General features: G+C 70.7%; 13 protein-coding genes. 4 read left to right on the top strand and 9 right to left on the bottom strand.

What is annotated here, in order from left to right; genetic code table 11:
• The first annotated feature begins 36 nt into the window (after positions 1-36).
• On the top strand, positions 37-2,343 hold the full coding sequence (locus ACZ63E_RS06045) for an FdhF/YdeP family oxidoreductase (RefSeq protein ID WP_465334725.1): 2,307 nt from the start codon (positions 37-39) through the stop codon (positions 2,341-2,343).
• A gap of 4 nt (positions 2,344-2,347) precedes the next feature.
• Here ACZ63E_RS06045 and ACZ63E_RS06040 read toward each other — a convergent pair whose 3' ends face one another.
• The 5 genes from ACZ63E_RS06040 to ACZ63E_RS06020 all read right to left on the bottom strand — a co-directional run bounded on the left by ACZ63E_RS06040 (position 2,348) and on the right by ACZ63E_RS06020 (position 6,902).
• Positions 2,348-2,962, bottom strand: a complete 615-nt coding sequence (locus ACZ63E_RS06040; RefSeq protein WP_465334723.1) for a hypothetical protein — start codon at positions 2,960-2,962, stop codon at positions 2,348-2,350.
• A gap of 255 nt (positions 2,963-3,217) precedes the next feature.
• Complete coding sequence (locus tag ACZ63E_RS06035) at positions 3,218-4,624, bottom strand: LCP family protein (protein ID WP_465334721.1); 1,407 nt, start codon at positions 4,622-4,624, stop codon at positions 3,218-3,220.
• Between the two features lie 48 nt (positions 4,625-4,672).
• Positions 4,673-5,425, bottom strand: a complete 753-nt coding sequence (locus ACZ63E_RS06030; RefSeq protein ID WP_465334719.1) for an SDR family NAD(P)-dependent oxidoreductase — start codon at positions 5,423-5,425, stop codon at positions 4,673-4,675.
• Positions 5,422-5,547: an MFS transporter small subunit gene (locus ACZ63E_RS06025; RefSeq protein WP_465313152.1), complete on the bottom strand. Its 126-nt coding sequence runs from the start codon at positions 5,545-5,547 to the stop codon at positions 5,422-5,424. Before ACZ63E_RS06025 ends, ACZ63E_RS06030 begins: the two co-directional genes overlap by 4 nt.
• The gene (locus ACZ63E_RS06020) at positions 5,547-6,902 is read right to left on the bottom strand and encodes an L-lactate MFS transporter (RefSeq protein WP_465334717.1); all 1,356 of its coding nucleotides are present in this window, start codon (positions 6,900-6,902) and stop codon (positions 5,547-5,549) included. Before ACZ63E_RS06020 ends, ACZ63E_RS06025 begins: the two co-directional genes overlap by 1 nt.
• 103 nt (positions 6,903-7,005) lie before the next feature.
• On the opposite strand from ACZ63E_RS06020, the gene fdhD reads away from it, so the two are divergent.
• Complete coding sequence (gene fdhD / locus ACZ63E_RS06015; RefSeq protein ID WP_465334715.1) at positions 7,006-7,830, top strand: formate dehydrogenase accessory sulfurtransferase FdhD; 825 nt, start codon at positions 7,006-7,008, stop codon at positions 7,828-7,830.
• 13 nt (positions 7,831-7,843) lie between these two features.
• On the opposite strand, the gene ACZ63E_RS06010 is transcribed toward fdhD, so the two are convergent.
• Entirely contained in the window at positions 7,844-9,283 is a 1,440-nt protein-coding gene (locus ACZ63E_RS06010; RefSeq protein WP_465335500.1) for a carotenoid oxygenase family protein, read from the bottom strand.
• Positions 9,284-9,356: 73 nt separating this feature from the next.
• On the opposite strand from ACZ63E_RS06010, the gene ACZ63E_RS06005 reads away from it, so the two are divergent.
• Complete coding sequence (locus tag ACZ63E_RS06005; RefSeq protein ID WP_465313155.1) at positions 9,357-10,064, top strand: TetR/AcrR family transcriptional regulator; 708 nt, start codon at positions 9,357-9,359, stop codon at positions 10,062-10,064.
• Between the two features lie 77 nt (positions 10,065-10,141).
• Positions 10,142-11,113: an alpha/beta hydrolase gene (locus ACZ63E_RS06000; RefSeq protein ID WP_465313156.1), complete on the top strand. Its 972-nt coding sequence runs from the start codon at positions 10,142-10,144 to the stop codon at positions 11,111-11,113.
• Between the two features lie 19 nt (positions 11,114-11,132).
• Here ACZ63E_RS06000 and ACZ63E_RS05995 read toward each other — a convergent pair whose 3' ends face one another.
• From ACZ63E_RS05995 to clpX, 3 genes are read right to left on the bottom strand one after another with little or no spacing between them, the layout of a single operon-like run.
• On the bottom strand, positions 11,133-12,053 hold the full coding sequence (locus tag ACZ63E_RS05995) for an anti-sigma factor RsbA family regulatory protein (protein WP_465334713.1): 921 nt from the start codon (positions 12,051-12,053) through the stop codon (positions 11,133-11,135).
• A 53-nt stretch (positions 12,054-12,106) separates the two neighbouring features.
• A complete protein-coding gene (locus ACZ63E_RS05990) occupies positions 12,107-12,526 on the bottom strand; it encodes a hypothetical protein (protein ID WP_465334711.1) in 420 nt (139 codons plus the stop codon).
• Positions 12,527-12,576: 50 nt separating this feature from the next.
• Positions 12,577-13,872: an ATP-dependent Clp protease ATP-binding subunit ClpX gene (gene clpX, locus ACZ63E_RS05985; protein WP_465334709.1), complete on the bottom strand. Its 1,296-nt coding sequence runs from the start codon at positions 13,870-13,872 to the stop codon at positions 12,577-12,579.
• Positions 13,873-14,049: the final 177 nt, after the last annotated feature.

The following is a 14,049-nucleotide window of genomic DNA, read 5'->3' as shown; positions in this document are numbered from 1 at the left end:
TCGCGCGCACGGTCATCGAGGCGCACGATGGACCCCATGACCCGTGAAGCGCCGGCGCAGGACGTGGACGAAGCCCGCCTCGAGGTGGGCAAGCCGAAGGGCTGGGCGGCCGGGATCCCCGGCGTGGCCGTGTCCCTCGCGCGCAGCGTCGAGCAGATGGGCACCGGCCGGACCGTCAAGGCGCTGCGGCTGCTGAACCAGCGGGAAGGCTTCGACTGCCCCGGGTGCGCGTGGCCCGAGCCCCGTGAGGTCGACGGCGAGAAGCGCAAGCTGGCCGAGTTCTGCGAGAACGGCGCGAAGGCCGTCGCCGAAGAAGCCACGAAGCGGCGCGTGGGCCCGGAGTTCTTCGCCGCGCACCCGGTCGAGGAGCTGCGCGGGAAGACCGACTACTGGCTGGGCCAGCAGGGCCGGATCACCGAGCCGTTCGTGCTGCGCGAAGGCGCGTCGCACTACGAACCGATCTCCTGGGACGACGCGTTCGAGCTGGTCGCGGGTGAGCTGAAGGCCCTGACCGACCCGAACGAGGCGTTCTTCTACACCTCGGGCCGCACCAGCAACGAAGCCGCGTTCCTCTACCAGCTGATGGTGCGCTCGTTCGGCACGAACAACCTGCCGGACTGCTCCAACATGTGCCACGAGTCCTCCGGCGCGGCGCTGGCGGCGACCACCGGCATCGGCAAGGGCTCGGTGAGCCTGGCCGACATCCACCAAGCCGACCTCATCGTCGTCGTCGGGCAGAACCCGGGCACCAACCACCCGCGGATGCTCTCGGCGCTCGAGGTCGCGAAGGGCCACGGCGCACAGGTCGTCGCCGTGAACCCGTTGCCCGAAGCCGGGTTGATGCGGTTCAAGAACCCGCAGAACGTCCGCGGGGTGGTCGGCAAGGGCACCCCGCTGGCCGACGAGTTCGCCCAGATCCGCCTCGGCGGCGACCTCGCGCTGTTCCAGGCGGTCGGGCACCTGCTGCTGGCCTGGGACGAGGAGGCGCCCGGCTCGATCGTCGACCGCGACTTCGTCGAGCGGGTCACCGAGGGCTTCGACGACTACACGAAGCACCTGCGCGAGATCGACTGGCCGGAGGTCGAGCACGCGACCGGGCTGCCGAGGGAGCAGATCGAGAAGGTGGCGCGGATGATCGCCACCTCCGAGCGCACGATCTACTGCTGGGCGATGGGCCTGACGCAGCACAAGCACGCCGTCCCGACCATCTCGGAGATCGCGAACCTGGCGCTGATGCGCGGGATGATCGGCAAGCCGGGCGCGGGGCTGTGCCCGGTGCGCGGGCACTCGAACGTCCAGGGCGACCGGACGATGGGCATCTGGGAGAAGATGCCGCAGTCGTTCATGGACGCCCTCGCCGGCGAGTTCGGCATCGACGTCCCGCGCGAACACGGCCTCGACACGGTCGACTCGATCCGCGCGATGCGCGACGGCCGCGGCAAGGTGTTCTTCGCCGTCGGCGGCAACTTCGCGTCGGCGACCCCGGACACGGAGGCGACGGAGAAGGCGCTCGAGTCGTGCTCGCTCACCGTGCACGTCTCGACGAAGCTGAACCGCTCGCACGTGGTGCACGGCCGCACCGCACTGGTCCTGCCGACGCTCGGGCGCACCGAGCGCGACGTCCAAGCGAGCGGCGAGCAGTTCGTCACGGTCGAGGACTCGATGTCGCAGGTGCACACCTCCCGCGGCCGTCTCAAGCCGGCGAGTGAGCACTTGCTGTCGGAGGTCGCGATCGTCTGCCGGCTCGCGGAAAAGCTCTTCGGCGCCGGGCACGCCGTGCCGTGGCGGACGTTCGAGACCGACTACGACCTGGTCCGCGACCGGATCTCGCGGGTCGTGCCGGGCTGCGAGGACTACAACCGCCGGGTCCGCGAGCCGGACGGGTTCGTGCTGCCGCACGCGCCGCGCGACTCCCGCGAGTTCACCGGCACGGCCAACGGCAAGGGCAACTTCACGGTGTCCCCGCTGGAGTACCCGCAGGTGCCCGAGGGCCGGCTGCTGCTGCAGACGATGCGCAGCCACGACCAGTACAACACCACGATCTACGGGCTGTCGGACCGCTACCGCGGCATCGAGAACGCCCGCCGCGTGGTCCTGGTGAACCCGGACGACCTGGCTTCCCTCGGCCTGACCGACGGCGCGCTGGTCGACCTGGTCTCGGAGTGGCGCGACGGCGACCGCCGCGCACCGGAGTTCCGCGTGGTGTCCTACCCGACGGCCCGCGGCTGCGCGGCGGCGTACTTCCCGGAGGCCAACGCGCTGGTGCCGCTGGACTCGGTGGCGGAGAAGTCGAACACCCCGGTGTCGAAGGCCATCGTGGTGCGCCTCGAGCCCCGGTCCTGACGGCTCAGCCCTTGTAGTCGCGCTGCAGGGTGGTGGTCATGTCGGTGACCACGGCCTGGACGTTGTCGAGGGTCGCGGGCGGGATCAGGGCGGCTTCCGTGCCGCCGTCGGCGATCGCCAGGCCCAGCACCACGTTGCCGGTGCGGACCGCCGCCCACTGCTCGGAGAACCCGGCTTCGTCGCCGACTCCGGTGGCGAGCCGGACGCCCGAGTGGTCGGCCAGCGCGTCGGTCATCAGCTGGGTGGCCTTCGTGGCGCCCTGGGCGGCGTCGGAGTCGGTGTAGCGGACGACGGCGATCGTGACCAGCCGGTAGTCCTGCAGGTTGGGCTTCCCGCCGCCGAGGTCGCGGGCGAACAGCCGTTTGCAGCTGGTCAGGGCGTTGTCGTCGTTGGAGCGGTCGGTGGGCACGACCGGGCTGTCGGCCGTCTTGACCGAGCTCGCCGGGATCTCGACGGTCCCGGGCGCGAGCCGGGCGAGGGTGTCCGCGCCGGGCAGCTTGCAGGCGTCGACGGCTTCGGGGTAGTGCGAAACCCCGGACCCCGACTGGCACCCGGCGCAGAAAAGGGCCGAAAGGACCACCGGAAGGACCCACCACCCGCGGGCGATGCTGCTGCGCATAAATCCCGGACTTTCCGTATTTCCCGAAATTGACTTTCCGGGTGCTCACCGATCGGGTGAACTACTCCGGACCGTCGCGGTGCTGCCGCCGGACGGTCCCCGGAACACTGCCTCACCAGTGGGGCAGCGTCAAGACCAGTGCCACGGGTGGTCCACCGTGGTCCACTCGGCCGGAAGTCCTTGCGGTGCTTTTCCGGAAATCCCGTCCGCATTTCGCGGAACCGGACAGAAAGGGGGAAAGTAATTAGCAGCCGGTCAATTGACGCAGACGACACCGCTCGAGGTGATCGGCTCGTCGCCGGCGGCCGGCGCGCTCCCGCCGCCGGCCGCGCCGGGCCCGTTGTAGACCGTCCCGAGGACGACCTCGATGTGCCCCGGCGGCACCGACGCCGACTCCTGCTTGTCCAGCCCGCCGAGCAGCTTCGCGACCTCGGCGCCGCGCTGGGCGAGGTCCGCGCCGAAGCGCACGAGCGACATCCGCCGCGTGGCGGTGTTCCCGGTGTCCCCCTGGGTGAACCCGTGCTCGCCCAGGAACCCGGCGACGCGGGCCGCGAGCCCCTCGCGCGGGCCCGCGTTGGCCACGTCGACCGTGACCGGCGCGGCCTGGGCCGACGGCGGCGCCGCCGGCCCGATCAGGCCCGCCGCGAACGACTTCACGGCGGCCGGGTCGACCTGCACCGCCGTCGCGCGCGGGTCGGCGGGGTCGTAGCGGTAGTCCGGGTTCACCACCGGGATCGTCTCGAACCGGATGCCACCGCCGCTGACTCCGCGCATCTGCGCGACGAAGTCGAGCAGATTCCACGACGCGTCGAGCACCACCGACCGCTTCACGGCGTCGATCAGGCCGGACAGCTTGCCGGGGTCGGCCAGCGTGCCCGCCGACAGCACCTGCCGGGCCAGCCCGGCGAGGAACACCTGCTGCCGCCGGACGCGGTCGAAGTCACCACCCTTGAGGTGGTCGCGCTGCCGCACGAAGGCCAGCGCGTCCGCACCCGAGATCCGCTGCGGGCCGGCCGGGAAGTCCGCGCCCGAGTTCTTGTCCTTGGTGGCTTCCTTGAGGCAGACGTCGACACCGCCGACGGCCTTGCTGATCTCGGAGAAGCTGAGCAGGTTCACTTCGGCGAAGTGGTCGATCTTGACGCCGGTCAGGTCTTCGACCGCCTGCCGCGTCGCGCGCCGGGCGGCGGTCAGCGCGGACTGGTCGATCTTCGCCTTGTCGGTCTCCCCCGCCGTGCGCAGCCGCCGCGCCTCGCCCGCCTTCGCCCGGCCGAACGCGGCGTTGATCTTGCCCTTCCCGCCGGGCATCGCGACGTAGCTGTCGCGCGGGATGGAAAACGCTTTCACCTCGCTCGTCCCGTTCGGGATCCGCAGCACGATGAGCGTGTCGGTGAGGTCGTCGCCGTTGGCGCCGACCCGCAGCTCCCGCAGGACGTCGGGCGAGAGCGGCCTGCCCTGCGGGTCGGTGCGGGCGTCCCGGCCGACGAGCAGGATGTCGAGCGAGCCGTCGGCCGGCTGCTCCCCCGGCTTGGCCTCGCCGTCGGCGTCGATCACGCTGTCGCGCGTGACCTCGTCGAGCGCGCGGAGGTTGGTGTAGCCGTACGCCGTGCCGCAGAGAACGACCAGGGCCAGCCCGGCGACGACGATCTTCCCCAGTGGATGCACGCCCTACCGACGCGCGCGGGCCGTCGCCTGCTGCACGCGTGAGGCAGGTCACATCCGCAGGTGGGAGGCGCCGTTGAGGTCGAGGATCGCGCCGGACGCCCAGGTCGCCTCGGCGGAGGCCAGGTAGACGACGGCCGCGGCGACCTCCTCCGGCGTGCCGACCCGCCCGAACGGGCTCTGCGCGCGCAGGGCGTCGTCGATCCGGTCCGCGACGCGCTCGGTGGCGGTGAAGCCGGGCGCCACCGACGTCACCGCGATGCCGTGGGGCGCGAGGGAGAGCGCGAGCGACTGGCCGAACGCGTGCAGCGCGGCCTTGCTCGCGCCGTACGCCGGGTGGTCGGGCTCACCCCGGAACGCCCCGCGTGACCCGATGTTGACGATCCGGCCCGGCGCCCCTCGTTCGATGAGGTGCCGGGCGACGCAGTAGCTCACGTTCGCCGCGCCGACGACGTTGACGTCGAGGGTGCGCCGCCAGACGCGCTGCCAGTCCGCGTAGGACACCGAGGCGACCGGGTGCGCGGTGCCGGCCGACGGCGCGACGGCGGCGTTGTTCACGAGCACGTCGACTCCGCCCACCCCGGCTTCGGCCGCGTCGGCGATCCGTTGCGCCGCTTCGGGATCGGCGAGGTCACCCCCGACGAGCACGTGCCCTTCGCCGGGCAACGCGGCGAGCGTCTCCTCGGCGTCGGCGGCGCGGTGTCCGTAGTGGACGGCCACGCGGTGCCCCTTCGCCGCGAAGGCGAGGGACACCGCCCGCCCGATTCCCCGGGACGCCCCGGTGACCAGCACGCCCCCGCTCATCCGAAGAGCTGCACCAGCTTGAGGAACAGCTGGTACACGCCGTAGGCGAAGGGCAGCACGACCCACGCCCAGGCCAGCACGATCAGCGGCACCCGGTTGGTCTTCGCCGACGGCTCGGTCATCACGCCTCACTCCTCGCGGCCGCGCCGGCGGGCGCCGGCTCGTGGAACTTCGCCTTCACCGGCCGGACTAGCTCGTTGGCCACGAAGCCGACCACGAGCAGGCCGATCATGATGTAGAACGACGTCGTGTAGAGGTCGGGGCCGGACTTGCCCGCCGCCTTCTCGCTGTCGGCGATGGCGTTGACGATCAGCGGGCCGAGCACACCGGCCACCGACCACGCGGTGAGCAGCCGACCGTGGATCGCGCCGACCTGGTAGGTGCCGAAGAGGTCCTTGAGGTACGCCGGGACGGTCGCGAACCCGCCGCCGTAGAACGACAGGATCACCATGGCGCACAGGATGAACACGAGCTTCGACGAGTTCTGCGTCAGCGCGATCACCAGGTACAGCGCCGCGCCGACGCCGAGGTAGGTGCGGTAGATGTTCTTGCGGCCGACCAGGTCCGAAGTGGACGACCAGACGAACCGGCCGAGCATGTTGCACAGCGACAGCAGCGCGACGAACCCCGCCGCCGCGGCGGTGCCGACCGGGGTCGACGTGCTCTTGAAGAAGTCCACGATCATCGGGGACGCCTTCTCCAGGATGCCGATGCCCGCGGTGACGTTGAAGCACAGGACGACCCACAGGCACCAGAACTGCGGGGTCTTGATCGCGTTCGCGGCCGAGACGTTCGCGGTGCTGATCATCGCCTTGCCGTGGTCGGTCTTCTCCTGCCAGCCCGCCGGCTTCCAGTCGTCGGCCGGCACCCGCACGAGCAGCCAGCCCATCGACATGAACACCGCGTAGACGATGCCGTGCACCAGGAACGCCGTGGCGATGGTGCCTTCGGTGGGCGAGGTGCCGAGCATCGAGGACGACCACGGCGAGGCGATCAGCGCGCCGCCGCCGAAGCCCATGATCGCGATCCCGGTGGCCATGCCCGGCCGGTCCGGGAACCACTTGATCAGCGTGGACACCGGCGAGATGTAGCCGATGCCGAGCCCGATGCCGCCGACCCCGCCGTAGCCGAGCACGACCAGCCAGAACTGGCCGGTGGCCACCCCGAGCGCGGAGATGAGGAAGCCGCTGGCGAAGCAGCACATCGAGACGAACATCGCCCAGCGCGGGCCGTTCTTCTCGACGAGCGTGCCGCCGAACGCGGCGGACAGGCCGAGCATGACGATGCCGAGCTGGAACGGCAGTGAGCTCTGCGTCCCGGTCAGGTGCATCGTCTTCTCGAGCGGAGTCTTGAACACGCTCCACGCGTAGGCCTGCCCGATCGACAGGTGTACCGACAGGGCCGCCGGCGGCACCAGCCAGCGCGTCCAGGTGGGGGGTGCGACGATCCGGGAACGGTCCAGGAAGCCGAGAGCCATCGGATCCCTCCGTAGAGTGGGGATGATGGAGGGAATGTATTACTAAATACCCGGTGTTGCACCATGCGAGTGTCAAACTTTCCGGCGGAGAAGGGTGTGGGTCATGGGCAGGGTGACCGTGCGCAGGCCGGTGCGGCGGATTTCCGCGACCGGCGACCGGCGCCGGCCCGACTCGCTCGCGGCCGAAGAGCCCCTGGAGCTGCGGGTCGGCGGCAAGGCGCTGGCGGTGACGATGCGCACGCCGGGCCACGACGTCGAGCTGGCCCACGGCTTCCTGCTGTCCGAAGGGGTCATCGGCGGCCGGGAGGACGTCTCGGTCGCCCGCTACTGCGACGGCGTCGACGACCAGGGCCGCAACACCTACAACGTGCTGGACGTCGCGCTGGCGCCGGGCGTGCCGCCGCCGGACACCGGGGTCGAGCGCAACTTCTACACGACGTCGTCCTGCGGGGTCTGCGGCAAGGCCGCCCTCGACGCGGTCAAGCTCAAGACCCGCTTCTCCCCCGCTTCCGCCGGCTTCGCGGTGAAGAGCGAGACCTTGTCCGGCCTGCCGGACAAGCTGCGCGCCCGCCAGAAGGTGTTCGCCAGCACCGGCGGCCTGCACGCGGCGGCCCTGTTCACCCCGGACGGCTCGCTCGACGTCGTCCGCGAAGACGTGGGCCGGCACAACGCGGTCGACAAGGTGCTGGGCTGGGCCGTCCTCGAGGGCCGCACACCCGCGCCGGAGCACGGCCTGCTGGTGTCCGGGCGGGCGTCGTTCGAGCTGGTCCAGAAGGCGGCGATGGCCGGGATCGGCCTGCTGGCCGCGGTGTCCGCGCCGTCGTCACTGGCGGTAGAGCTGGCCGAGGAGAACGGCATCACCCTGATCGGCTTCCTGCGCGGCGACTCGATGAACCTCTACACCGGCGACCACCGCGTGCTCGTCTGACGGTCGACCCGGCTCAGGCGGTCTCGACCCAGTTGCCGTGGAAGCCGTTCGGCACGCGGTCCGGCAGGTGCACCGCGGCGACGGTCTCCAGCGTGCCCGCGTCGAGCAGCGTGAGGTCGCTGCGCTGCGTCGCCGGGTCGAAGACGAAGCCCATCAGGACACCGTCGTCCTCGGCCGCGTCGTCGTGGCACGGGACGAAGACGAACTCGCCGGGCTGCCGTCCGTCGCCGAACGTGCGCTCCTGGCGCGAGCCGGTCCGGAAGTCGTGCTTGAACAGCGATCCGCCGGGCTGCGCGCCGTCTTCGGTCGAGATCGCGTAGCCGTAGCGGTGCGGCCGGCCGACGAGCCGCTCGTCGACACGCGGGAACTCCTGACCGCGGTCGTCGAGCCGCTCCTCCAGGACTTTGCCGGCGCTGAGGTCGACGGTCCAGCGGTCGAGCGTCGGGCCGCCCTCACCCGGGCCGTGCAGCTCGCGGTCGAACATCTTCGGGTGGCGGACGACGTCCAGCACGATGCCGTCGCCTTCGTCGTGGGCGTTGAGCGGGTGGAAGACGTAGCACGGTTCGACGTCGAACCAGCGGACGTCGCGGTTCTGGCCCTCCCGCGGCATGACGCCGATCCGGGCCGGGTACTTCGGGTTCCAGCGGTAGGGCAGGCCGCCGTTCGCGCCGATCTTGCTCGCCATCATCGCGGTCACCGGGTCCGGCACTCGGACCTTGCCGACCATCGCCGACAGCACCAGCTTCGCGGGGGTACGCAGCGCGCCGGGCACGTTGGCGGCCACCGCCATCTCGGTGTTGAAGGTCACCGGCAGGTCGTAGAAGACGACGTACTTCTCGGTCAGGGAGAAGTCGTGCATCATCGGCGACCCGGTGACCTCGACGTCGACCGTGCGGCGGACGTGCCCCTCGGCGTCGATCACCGAATACTGGACCTTGTTGCCCATGCCGAAGAAGTACGACACGGCGTGCAGCTCCCCGGTGCGAGGGTCACGCTTGGGGTGCGCGGTGTACCCGCCCGGGAGCGTGCCGTCGAAGTCGCACTGGCCGACGGTGTCGAGCTCGTCGGTCAGCTCGTAGATGGGCGCGCCCGCCTCGACCAGGGCGAGGGTCTTGCCGGCGTGGCCGACGACGTTGGTGTTGGCGCCGAGCGCGTCCAGCCCGCAGAACCGGCTGGCGTCCTCGCCGTTCAGCGTCGCCGAGACCGACGGGTTGCGCACCCAGCGGTTGCGGTACCACTCCGCCTTGCCGTCGCGCAGGCGGACGCCGTGGACCATGCCGTCGCCCATGAACCAGTGGTAGGCCGCCGGGTCCACTTCGGACAGCGGGTTGGGCCCGTTGCGCAGGTAGCGGCCGTCGAGGAAGTCGGGGATGTGCCCCGTGACGGCCAGCTCGGTGATCGTGTGCTCCCGGCTCACCGGGCCGAAGTTTCCTTCGAGGAACTTGTTGCCCATGCCGAACCCCTCCGAGGCTGTCATAACTTGGTTATGACTTCATTTATAACAGGGTTATGAGATACTGGCAAGCATGAGCCCGAAACCCCGAGCGAATGACGTCAAGGAGCGGCTCGTCGAGGCCGCCATCCGGCTGCTCGACGACGGCGGCCCCGAAACCCTGCAGGCCCGCAAGCTCGCGGCCGAGGTCGGCGTCTCGACGATGGCCGTGTACACCCACTTCGGGGGCATGGCCGCGCTGGTCGACGAGGTCGCGCGGACCGGGTTCCTGCGGCTTTCGGCGCGCTTGGGCGAGGTCGGCGAGACCGACGACCCGGTGGCGGACGTCTTCAGCCTGGCCCGGACCTACCGGCAGGCGGTCGCCGAGCAGCCGCAGCTGTTCGCCGTGACGTTCGGCCAGTCGGCCCCCGGCGGCAAGCGGGCCACGCTGTCGGACCTCACGACCGAGGAAGGCCGCGAAGCCGCCCAGGAGGGCCTGGAGGCGTTCGAGCACATCGTCCGGGCGACCGAACGGGCGATCGACGCCGGGCGCTTCCGGCCCGCGGAGAAGTACCAGGCGGCGGCGCAGCTGTGGAGCGCGCTGCACGGTTTTGTCACGTTGGAGGCGTCCGGGCACTTCGGCCTCGACGAACAGGGTATAGACCACATCTTGATACCCCTGGGAATCACGCTGGCCGTGGGCCTGGGAGACACTGTGGAGCGGGCCGAACGCTCGACCGAGGCCGCCAAAGCGGCTTGGCGCGCGAAGACCCGAAACGCCGGGCAAGGTGAGAACGACTAACCCGGCGGGTGGGACGCGAGGGGAACGTGGAGCGGGTGCGCGGCGTCCTAGGGAAGAGCAGGCGGGGACGGAGACAGGTGAACGAGGAAGACGGGGATCGCGGGGACGCGGCGGGGGCCGAGCCCCAGACCGCGGCCGGGGCGGCGGTCCGGGACGCGCGCAGGTGGCTCAGCCGCCGGTCGGCCCTGATCGCGGGGGCGTCCGGGCTCGCGGTGGCCGGCCTGGCGGTCGGCACGGCGACCGGCAAGCTGCCGTTCAGCCCGGCGCTGCAGCGCGCGCTGGGCGTGGCGTCGTCGAACCCGACGACGCAGCTGGGCAGCACGCGGGTCGAGCGGGTCTACTCCCAGGCCCGCGGCCGGATGGTCGACCTGGTGTTCGTGCTGCCGTCGAAGACCCCGCCGAAGGGGCTCCCGATGTCGCTCATGCTGCACGGCCTGCACGGCAACGCCCGCAGCGCGGCGCCCACCGGCACGCTCAAGCAGCTCGCCAGCGACGTCGCCCGCAAGGCGGTCCCGGCGTTCGGCTTCGTGGCCGTCGACGGCGGCGACAACTACTGGCACCAGGTGCACCCGAACGACGACCCGATGGCCATGCTGCTGGAAGAGGTCCCGCAGTGGCTGCGGGCCCGCGGCTTCGCCGGCGACACCGGCCTGCCGTTCGCCTGCACCGGCGTGTCGATGGGCGGGTTCGGCGCGCTGCTGTACACGCGCCGCCGTGTCGAGCGGCGCCAGCCGCCGGCCGCCGTCGCGACCCTGGCCCCGGCCCTGATCCTGTCGTGGCAGGAGATGGCCAAGCGGCACATCTTCACCGGCATCCAGGACTGGACGGCGCTCGACCCGCTGCGGCACGTCGACGAGACCAAGGGTGTCGCCAACGGCATCTGGTGCGGCACCGAGGACCCGTTCATCACCGGCGTCCGGCGGTACATCGACGCGGCCCACCCGGCGGTGGCGCACACCGCCCACGGCAAGCACGGGGACACGTTCAACCGGACCGTGGTGCCCAGCCTGGTCAGCTTCCTCGGCAAGCACGTCCCCCGCGCGGACTGACCCGGCCGGCTCAGCCGGCTCAGCAGGTGAAGTGGACCCGGGTGGTCGTGCGGCCCGGGATCCAGTACGTGCGGACCAGGTCGGCGAGCCGGTGCACCAGCAGGAGCCCGCGCCCGCCCAGCGTCGCCGCCGGGGGCGGGACGCGGCCGGCCAGCGGCTCGGTGATCGTGCCCGCGTCGGTCACTTCGGCGACCACCTGGCGTTCTTCGGTCCACAGGCGCAGCACGCCGGTGCCCCCGCCGTAGAGGACACTGTTCGTGGTCAGCTCCGCGATCGCCAGCGCGAAGTCGTCCCGGCGGGGCCGGCGCAGGCCGTGACGGGCGGCCCAGATCTCCGCGAAGCCGCGCAGCGACGCCAGCTGGGCGACGTCGAACCGGCGCTCGACCGCCACCGACGGCGGCACCAGCGGCCGCGTGAAGTCCGCCCGGGCGCCTTCGGGGTCGAACCGGGCGCTGGGCGCCCGGCCGCTCGAGGCCCACAGCTCGGGGTGGGTGCGCTCGACGTCGGCCAGGACCTCCGGCGGCAGCGCCGCGACGTCGTAGGGGCAGAGCACGGCGACGTCGCGGCCGGCAAAAGCGTGGTTGACGACGACCTCGTGCAGCACGCACTCCGGGTATTCGACGTCCGTGCGGGCGGCCCACATCGGCTCCCCCACGATCCGAACCCGGCTCGAGTGCTCGCCGGCGAAGGAGAGCAGGACCGACGGCAGGATGGCGCCGGGGTTGCGGCCGGCCTCGCACATGTCGATCAGCCGGACGTGGGACGCCCGGTCGCCCAGGGCGTTCTCGAGGAGCTTCAGGTTCCGCTCCGGCACGGCCACGGCCACGGGTTCACCCTGGTCGAGGCCTTCGACCAGGAACGGAACGACGCCATCGAGATACTCAGTGTCACCACGGTAGAGCAGTGCGGGATGCCGGAACGGTCCGCGCGCATCTGCCACGGGAAATTCCTACCCAAAAACGGGTGAACGCAAACGGGCCGGAAGGAGGGAGTTCACTCCACCCAGCGGCCGACGACCGAAATCAGCCAGAAGCCGACCAGGGTCGCGAGCGCGAACAGCAGCACCCAGCCGAACAGCTGACGTCGTTCGGTCACCCCGCGCGCCTGCCACAACCCGTAGCCCGCGACGAGGAACAGCGGCACCGGGATCAGCGGCAACGGCGACAGCCGCGCCACCACGCCCACGACACAGGTGCCGGTGAACACGGCCAGCACGCCCATCAGGACGCGGTTCAGCCACGTGTACCGGTCGAAGACCGACGCGATCACGCGCTCGCTCAGCTCGAGGAACCCCGGAGCCGTCCCGGCCGGGGCGCCCTCGGCGGGCGCCGCGGCCGGCTCCGGCGGAGGCGGCGCCTGCACGCCTCCACCGGGGACCATGCCCCCGGAGCCCGGGAAAGAGTCAGCAGTCATTCAGCTTTCCTGTCGGGTCTCCGGGCCGGGGTGGCCCGGAGACACCCGGGTCAGGCCGACTTCTCGCCGCGCTCGCTGCGCGCGCGCCTCGTCGGCTGCCGGGCGACGATCGTCGGGTTCACGTTCTCCCGGACCGTCTGCTCGGTGATGACGACCTTCGCCACGTCGTCGCGGCTCGGGATGTCGTACATCACCGGCTGGAGCACTTCTTCCATGATGGCGCGCAGCCCGCGGGCGCCGGTCCCGCGCAGGACCGCCTGGTCGGCGATCGCTTCGAGCGCGGTCTTGGTGAACTCGAGCTCGACGTTGTCCATCTCGAAGAGCTTCTTGTACTGCTTCACCAGGGCGTTGCGCGGCTGGGTGAGGATGCTGACCAGCGATTCCTTGTCCAGGTGGTTCACCGTCGCCACGACCGGGAGCCGGCCGATGAACTCCGGGATCAGCCCGAACTTGATCAGGTCCTCCGGCATCGTGTCGGAGAAGACGTCGCTCTCCTCGATCTCGGACTTCGTGCGGATCTCCGCGCCGAAGCCGAGGCCGCGCTTGCCGACCCGCTCGTTGATGATCTTCTCCAGCCCGGCGAACGCGCCGGCCACGATGAACAGCACGTTCGTCGTGTCGATCTGGATGAACTCCTGGTGCGGGTGCTTGCGGCCGCCCTGCGGCGGGACCGAAGCGGTCGTGCCCTCGAGGATCTTCAGCAGCGCCTGCTGCACACCCTCGCCGGAGACGTCCCGCGTGATCGAGGGGTTCTCCGACTTGCGGGCGATCTTGTCGACCTCGTCGATGTAGATGATCCCGGTCTCGGCCCGCTTGACGTCGTAGTCCGCCGCCTGGATGAGCTTGAGCAGGATGTTCTCGACGTCTTCGCCGACGTACCCGGCCTCGGTGAGCGCCGTGGCGTCCGCGATCGCGAACGGGACGTTCAGCAGCTTCGCCAGGGTCTGCGCGAGGTAGGTCTTGCCGCACCCGGTGGGGCCGAGCATCAGGATGTTCGACTTCGCGAGCTCGACCGACTCGTCCTTGGAGTCCTTCGGCCCGGCCTTGTCGTCCGCCTGGATCCGCTTGTAGTGGTTGTAGACCGCTACCGCGAGCGTCCGCTTGGCGTCGTTCTGGCCGATGATGTACTGCTCGAGGAACTCGTGGATGTCGGCGGGCTTGGGCAGCTCGTCGAGCTTGACGTCGCCGGCCTCGGCCAGCTCCTCCTCGATGATCTCGTTGCAGAGGTCGATGCACTCATCGCAGATGTAGACCCCGGGGCCGGCAATGAGCTTCTTCACCTGCTTCTGGCTCTTCCCGCAGAAAGAACACTTCAGCAGGTCTCCGCCGTCACCGATCCGTGCCATGGCCGTTGACCTCGTCCCCTCCGGCGCGGGTTTCCGCGCCTGACGTGTGTTGCCAGTGTGCGGCCCCGGTCACGGACGACCTGGCGGAGCCTCACGCATTGCCACTGACGGTACCCGTCCGATGCCCTGGGCGGGAACACCCACAAGCTCCGGGAGCACGTCAGAGGACGACCCTAA

Source organism: Amycolatopsis sp. NPDC104819 (genome assembly GCF_055583145.1).
Note: the sequence above shows the minus strand (reverse complement) of the source record. Positions and strands in the feature narration are given on the sequence as shown.